Origin of the sequence: Persicitalea jodogahamensis, assembly GCF_014651615.1 — a bacterium.
Taxonomy (GTDB): Bacteria; Bacteroidota; Bacteroidia; order Cytophagales; family Spirosomataceae; genus Persicitalea; species Persicitalea jodogahamensis.
Map to the genome: position 1 here is coordinate 608,871 of NZ_BMXF01000004.1, position 6,827 is coordinate 615,697.

Here is a 6,827-nt window from a genome sequence, read left to right on the forward strand (position 1 = left end):
GTTTGGGAATTTGTAATTGAATAAATGGTTCGTGCGATGGCTGATTTAACCGATCTTAACTTCGGTGAATAGCTTCTGATTTTTGGCTAAATTAACGACATCCCAGTCAATATCGTGTTGGAAGGCATGTTGCCTGACTGGACAGTCGTCCAACCGGCAAAAGTAGCAGCATTGCGGCAAGCATGGGTCGGCGTGGACGAATATTTCGGTTTCGCCGGGATGGTTTTCTTTTAGAACATTCTCAAACTCCCTTACCGCTTCATGTGATTGCTGCAAAGTCCAGTAATAGGGCAACGTCAGGTGGGTGTCGATGTGCAGATCTGCCCCGTACTGTTGAACGCGCAGATTGTGAACATCCACCCAATAATCCTTCTTATGTTGCCTGATCGCTTCAACAACGTTTTCCAGCAAATTGCGGTCACTCTCATCCATCAACCCGGCGACTGACTTTCTGAGGAGTTGAAATCCATTAAAAGCGATCAAAACGCCGAAAAACAGCGAAGCAGCGCTATCGATCCATTCAAGCCCAGTGAATAATACCATCACCACGCTGGCGACTAGTATTACGCTGCTTACAGCATCGGAGAGCAAATGCCGACCGTCGGCTACGAGCGCCAGCGAATTATGGGCTTTCCCCTCCTTCACAAGGTAGTAGCCTATTCCACCATTAATGATTACCGTAATGGCAATCAATCCCGATCCAAGTGAAAGATTTGCCAATGGTGCAGGTTCCAGGAATCTCTGGATGGCTCCCACGCAGATAAAGACTGCAGCGGTTATTATCAATCCCCCTTCAAATCCGGCTGAAAAAAACTCGATTTTCCCATGGCCATACGGATGATTTGTATCCTTCGGCAAGGCGGACAATCGGATACTATATAGGGCAAAACCGCTGGCAAAAATATTGATGATGGATTCGAGTGCGTCGCTAAGGATGGCATTCGAATCAGTCAGATAATAAGCCAGAAATTTGATGCCAGATAGTAGAATGCTCATTAGGAAAGAGAGCAGTATCAGACGAATCTTGCGCTTATTTTGGTTTATTTGCATTTTAAATCCAGATTCAACTTCCCCAAAGGTATTAAGAATAAAATTTCCATGACTCACGAAAATAACTGGGAGACACTGTCTGATGAGGTAGTGTACGAGAATCCCTGGCTTAAACTCCACCATAGGGATGTTATAAATCCGGCTGGAAAACCAGGGATTTACGGATTGGTAAGCTTTAAGAATAAGGCGATAGGAATCATCCCGTTGGATGATGATAACAATGTTTATCTCGTAGGGCAATACCGTTACACACTGGATGAATATTCGTGGGAGATTCCCGAAGGAGGAGGCCCGCTAGGAGAGGAGCCGTTAGAAGCGGCCAAAAGAGAATTGAAAGAAGAGACCGGGTTAAAAGCGGAAAGGTGGATAAAGATTGCCCGCATTCATACCTCGAATTCTGCCACGGATGAGGAAGGATTTCTGTATACCGCCGAAGGACTCAGTCAGCATGATACCGAACCGGAGGACACCGAGGAGCTTTTGGTGAAAAAGGTTTCGCTCAGCGAGGCGGTAGATATGGTTATGCGATCAGAAATCACTGACTCCCTGTCTGTTTGCGGTATATTAATGGTAGCGAGGATCAAAGGCATCTAATATGCTTGAGGCGAGTTTTTACGGATTGGTGACAGGCATTCTGCTCTGCCTCACCTTTGGAACCGTTTTCTTTTCATTGGTTCAAAATAGTGTGGACAATGGCTACCGGAGTGGCATGAAGATCGCCTTTGGGGTAGTGGTATGTGACGCGATATTTGTATTCTTTGCTATTTTCGGCACGGCACTGCTCCCTCACATCGAAGGTTTTGAGAAATGGATGGCTGGTGCGGGAATCGTTTTCTTACTCATTTTGGGTTTGAATAATTTATTTAGAAATCAGCCCCAAATCGCCTATCCTAAATCAAGGTTCGGGAATTTTGTCTTTTATTTCTCAACCGGCTTTCTATTGAATGGACTCAACCCCGTCAATTTTATAAGCTGGGTCACCATAGCTACTTATGTCCGCTCCACGTTACATTACGGAATAGAGGAAATAAGCTTATTTTTTGGAATGAGCTTGCTGGCTATCTTTCTGACGGAATCGGGTATTGCTTTATCGGCTCACCGGCTAAAAAAAATCTTCACCCCAAAAACGGTGAAGATTTTCAATCAAGTGACTGGGCTGGTTTTTATTTTTATTGCCTTTCAGATTGCTTACTCAGTATTTTTCTGATTTTATTTTGCAAATATCATTGGGGAGAAAAAAGTCAAACATACCCCTTTAACTTCAAAAAAGTTTCCCAGTCTCCGATCAGATTTTTCTTGAGAACACGGGGAAATTTATGCTGTCCACCCATTTTTCCTTTGGTCTCCATCCAGCCATAGAAGGCTTCGTTGGGAAGCATCGTTACGAAGATGTCCTTTAAAGCGTGTTTTCTTTCCACAGCGTAGTCATCATTCACTTCACTGAGCTTGGCATCGATGAGCCTTTTTATTTCGGACTGATCTATCTTTTGATCGCTGCCAATATACCAGTGATGAGCAAACAGGGAACCGTGCGACACCCCTGCTACGGTAAACTCTTTTACTGAAATACCCAATTCATTGGATATCAAATCGATCGCTTTGTTCATGTTATCTACCGACAGATGTTCGCCGCACAGACTCAGGTAATGCTTGGTTCTGCCGGTGATGACAATTTCAGCGTTGGCTTTATCCACAAATTTCACCGTATCGCCAATGAGATAACGCCAGGCGCCGGCACAGGTCGAGATAAGTAATGCGTATTCCTTACCTTCCTCAACTTCGTTCACCATCAGCGTTTCAGGATTTTCCTTTATTTCGCCTTCGGTATTGAAATTGATATCATTAAAGGGTACAAACTCAAAAAATATCCCGTTATCCATCACAAGCTGCATGCCGGAAGAACTAGGCCGCGGCTGGTAGGCTAAAAAACCTTCGGAAGCCAGATAGGTGTCGATATAAATCAGTGGTTTCCCAAGAAGGCGTTCAAAACCCTTTTTGTAAGGTTCAAAGGATACTCCACCATGTCCAAACACCAGAAGGTTGGGCCAGATTTCGTGGATGTTCTTTAATTTATAATGATCAATTATTTTCTCCATTAATAATTGAATCCAGGCAGGCACACCCACTACAAACCCGATATCCCAGTCTTTTGCCTGCAATGTTATTTCTTCGAGTTTTAATGCCCAGTCTTTTTCCGCAGCAATTTTTTCGCCAGGTTTATAATATGGCTTAAACCAAAAGGGGATCTGACTGGCATTTATTCCGCTCAGGTCACCTTCATAATGATTATCCTTGCGGCTTAGGTCGGTACTTCCGCCCAGCATTAAAAACCCTTTTTCGTAAAGCTTGTCGGGAAGATTCTTGTAACGCCCCAGGCTGAGAATTTGTCGGATGCTTGCCCTCTGCATTGCCCGCGACATGGCGTTGGTTACAGGAATATGTTTGGTGGAAGCCTCAGAAGTACCTGAACTCAGGGCAAAGTACTTAACCTGCCCAGGCCATGTAACATTTTTTTCTCCGTTCAGCAGACGGTGCCACCACTCTTTATAGATTTTATTATAATCGTAGATCGGTACAAGATTCTTGTACTTTTCGTAGAATTCGCTTGAATCGTTAAAAAGCGAACTGCTCAGTATTTCTTCAAATCTATATTTTTCTCCAAATTCGGTATAACGCGCTTTTGAAATGAGTTTTGCGAGCGTTCTTTTTTGCTGCTTGAAAGGATTTATTTTCCGGCGGGATGTCACTAGGCTCCCCATCCGAATTCCTCTTTTCAACAAACTACCAATAATTGCCATATCTTTGAATTGTACTATTTTATTTCAGATGTTTATGAAGGTGAGATACGCATCTATTTCACCATCTCAACCGGGTTCAGGTTCCAGGCAGCCATACTTTCAAATGCCGTATAGGCGGTAAGGTCATACTGACAGGGGACGACCGAGATATAGTTCTGCGACAGAGCCCATTCATCCGTGTCCTCTTTATCTGCATCGAAATTTACGAAGTCGCCCGCCATCCATAGATAACCTCTGCCGTAAGGGTCTTTCCGGTAATCAAATTTTTCCTGCCACTTTGCATTTGCCTGCCGGCAGACTTTTACACCCTGGATCGGACTCTCAGATTCAGCCGGCAAATTTACGTTTAAGGCAACGCCCTTCGGAATTCCATTCTCCAGAGCTGCTTTTGTAATGGATACTACGAACTCTTTCACGTGGTCAAACGTAGCCTTTTCGCGATAATCACAGAGTGAAAAGCCGATAGCCGGAATTCCCTCAATTGCGGCTTCGATCGCTGCTGACATGGTACCTGAGTACAGTACACTGATCGAGCTATTGCTTCCGTGATTGATACCGCTTACCACCAAATCAGGTGCGCGATCTTTCAGAACATAATGCTTGGCCAGTTTCACGCAGTCAGCGGGCGTTCCGGAGCATTCATACTCATCGACATCAGCGAACAACTCAGTGGAATAAAGCCTGAGAGGCTCCCCAATCGTGATCGCGTGACCCATACCAGACTGTGGACTATTAGGTGCCACCACAACTACCTCACCCAATGTCTGCATCAACTCTACCAACGTTCGGATACCTAACGATGTTATTCCATCGTCATTCGTGACCAAAATCAGTGGTTTTTTAGCACTTTCGAAAGGCTCTTTTTCTATATTCATTCTGTGGTGGATTTCTTACTGATTTCTTGTTTCTTAATACTTCTAAATCCCTGAATGGGGTTGTAATGATTGCTTTTGGTGGCATAGTTACCAGTTCCGTCATATGGTCGCTTCAGCGGATGCTGCTGGCAGGCTGGCGAACAGGCGCCTTCCAGCTCTTCTCCACAATTCTGACAAATAGGTACGTGAAGATTGCATTCGGGATTTGCGCAGTTTACCATACGATCGCAGTGGGTACCGCAAACATGACATGTCGAGATGACGATGGGGTTTACCTGGTTTACGTCCACCGCAACGCGATTGTCGAACACATAGCATTTTCCATCAAAGTTCTCCCCGCCTTCTTCCAGACCATAGCGGATGATTCCGCCATGCAATTGGTATACATTCTCGAAACCCCGTTCCAATAAATAGGCACTCGCCTTCTCGCATTTGATCCCCCCGGTGCAATAAGTGATCACTTTCTTATCCCGTAAATGTTCAATTTCGGAAATATGATCTGGTAACTCTCTCAGGTTCTCCATGTCAAAGGTGACAGCACCTTTGAAACGACCCACACTATGTTCATAATTCGATCGCATATCTACCAATACCACATCGGGATCGGCGAGCATTTGTTTGAATTCATCTGGCTCAAGGTGCTTTCCTGTACTGACATTCGGGTCAACAGGCAGGTCAGAGTTTACGATCTCATCCTTTACCCTAACGTGTAATTTATTAAAGGCATGCCTGTCATGCGCCTCAATTTTGAATTGAACACGTTCAAAGCGAGGATCAGCATGAATAAATCTCATATAGGCCTCGCAATCCGCTTCCAGACCTGAAACTGTACCATTCAGCCCTTCCTTAGAGACGATAACCCTTCCCAATAAGCTGTTATTAAGACAAAACAGGTGATGCTCGTCCCGGTACGTGACGGGGTCATCAATTTTTGCATAGATATAATACAGTATTACGCGGTAATCCTTCATCTTGATTAATTAAATCCTCAACGCACAAAGATACGAACCCTCGCTTTTACACCTATCCAATCTCCAAATTTTGGCTTTCAACCAGTCATTACTTAAAAAATGACTGGTAACTTTGGCGTGGCAGTTTGGAAGTACTATCAATACTATTGGCTGTAACTGCCGCTTGAAAAATTTCCTTTCGGGTCCGAGCTTGTTAATTATTTATTTCCACCTAAATTTTTTTTAGAAGTGCATATCGCTATTACTGGTAATATTGGGGCAGGAAAAACTACCCTAACCCAAATGCTCGGCAACCACTATGGTTGGGGCGTATTATATGAAGCTGTTGAAGGTAACCCTTACCTGGCAGATTTTTATAAAGATATGGAGCGCTGGGCGTTCAATCTGCAAATCTACTTCTTGAACAGTCGGTTTGCCCAGGTTCAAAAAATACGCTCTCTTACTTATTCCACCGTTATTCAGGATAGGACAATTTACGAGGATGCCCACATTTTCGCGCGAAATCTTTACGATTCAAAGATCCTGACGGAGCGAGATTTCGAATGCTATCTCTTGTTGTTCGACTCGATTATTAATTCGGTACCACCGCCCGATCTGATGATTTATCTGAAGGCAGACATACCGAAACTAGTTCAGCAGATAAAAAAGCGAGGAAGGGATTTCGAATCAGACATATCCATCGATTACCTGAAAAGCCTCAATGAGTATTATGAAAAATTCGTAAGCACATACGATCATGGAAAATTATTGGTTATCGATGTGAATGAAATCGATTTTGCCAACAACCCTAATGATTTTCAGGCAATTGTATCAGTACTGGACGGCGAATTATTTTATTGATTCTGGGGATTCTGCATTAAATATGGAATCCCCAGGCAAACTACGTCGATTTGAATTATATGCTTTGTCCAAAAAAAAACTGCATTTCCGTTTTAGAAATGCAGTTTTCGAGGTGTCCGAGAGGGGAGTCGAACCCCTACACCTGTTAAGGCACTACCCCCTCAAAGTAGCGTGTCTACCAATTCCACCACCCGGACGGTAAGTGTCTTTCTTTCAAACAAATAGTTAGAGCAACGAAACATATTAAATTCAATTATTTGCTTCAGCATACTGTAACTGTTCAAATGATTCTG

At 43.8% G+C, this 6,827-nt stretch carries 7 protein-coding genes and 1 tRNA gene; 3 read left to right on the forward strand and 5 right to left on the reverse strand.

All coding sequences use genetic code 11. From position 1 onward, the window contains the following. Positions 1–45: 45 nt before the first annotated feature. A complete protein-coding gene (locus IE117_RS20915; RefSeq protein WP_189566766.1) occupies positions 46–1,050 on the reverse strand; it encodes a cation diffusion facilitator family transporter in 1,005 nt (334 codons plus the stop codon). A gap of 48 nt (positions 1,051–1,098) precedes the next feature. On the opposite strand from IE117_RS20915, the gene IE117_RS20920 reads away from it, so the two are divergent. Next, complete coding sequence (locus IE117_RS20920) at positions 1,099–1,644, forward strand: NUDIX domain-containing protein (RefSeq protein ID WP_189566768.1); 546 nt, start codon at positions 1,099–1,101, stop codon at positions 1,642–1,644. A 1-nt stretch (position 1,645) separates the two neighbouring features. After that, entirely contained in the window at positions 1,646–2,257 is a 612-nt protein-coding gene (locus IE117_RS20925; RefSeq protein ID WP_189566770.1) for a LysE family translocator, read from the forward strand. Between the two features lie 34 nt (positions 2,258–2,291). Here the strand turns inward: IE117_RS20925 and IE117_RS20930 are convergent, their stop codons facing one another. The 3 genes from IE117_RS20930 to trhO are packed head-to-tail and all read right to left on the reverse strand — an operon-like array spanning position 2,292 to position 5,694. Beyond that, complete coding sequence (locus tag IE117_RS20930; protein ID WP_189566772.1) at positions 2,292–3,848, reverse strand: GH3 family acyl-acid amido synthetase; 1,557 nt, start codon at positions 3,846–3,848, stop codon at positions 2,292–2,294. Between the two features lie 53 nt (positions 3,849–3,901). Beyond that, entirely contained in the window at positions 3,902–4,723 is an 822-nt protein-coding gene (surE, locus tag IE117_RS20935; RefSeq protein ID WP_189566774.1) for a 5'/3'-nucleotidase SurE, read from the reverse strand. Beyond that, positions 4,720–5,694 carry an oxygen-dependent tRNA uridine(34) hydroxylase TrhO gene (gene trhO / locus IE117_RS20940; RefSeq protein WP_189566776.1) on the reverse strand — a complete coding sequence of 325 codons (975 nt, stop codon included), beginning with the start codon at positions 5,692–5,694 and terminating at the stop codon, positions 4,720–4,722. The genes surE and trhO overlap by 4 nt, the downstream gene beginning before the upstream one ends. 228 nt (positions 5,695–5,922) lie before the next feature. On the opposite strand from trhO, the gene IE117_RS20945 reads away from it, so the two are divergent. Next, entirely contained in the window at positions 5,923–6,534 is a 612-nt protein-coding gene (locus tag IE117_RS20945) for a deoxynucleoside kinase (RefSeq protein WP_189566778.1), read from the forward strand. Between the two features lie 113 nt (positions 6,535–6,647). On the opposite strand, the gene IE117_RS20950 is transcribed toward IE117_RS20945, so the two are convergent. Continuing rightward, positions 6,648–6,731: transfer RNA gene (locus IE117_RS20950), tRNA-Leu, on the reverse strand. Positions 6,732–6,827: the final 96 nt, after the last annotated feature.

Excerpts from the sequence above, each read along its gene's own strand:
- IE117_RS20915 (WP_189566766.1), bottom strand. The coding sequence starts at position 1,050 with ATGCAAATAAACCAAAATAAGCGCAAGATTCGTCTGATACTGCTCTCT.
- IE117_RS20920 (WP_189566768.1), top strand. The coding sequence starts at position 1,099 with ATGACTCACGAAAATAACTGGGAGACACTGTCTGATGAGGTAGTGTAC.
- IE117_RS20925 (WP_189566770.1), top strand. The coding sequence starts at position 1,646 with ATGCTTGAGGCGAGTTTTTACGGATTGGTGACAGGCATTCTGCTCTGC.
- IE117_RS20930 (WP_189566772.1), bottom strand. The coding sequence starts at position 3,848 with ATGGCAATTATTGGTAGTTTGTTGAAAAGAGGAATTCGGATGGGGAGC.
- surE (WP_189566774.1), bottom strand. The coding sequence starts at position 4,723 with ATGAATATAGAAAAAGAGCCTTTCGAAAGTGCTAAAAAACCACTGATT.
- trhO (WP_189566776.1), bottom strand. The coding sequence starts at position 5,694 with ATGAAGGATTACCGCGTAATACTGTATTATATCTATGCAAAAATTGAT.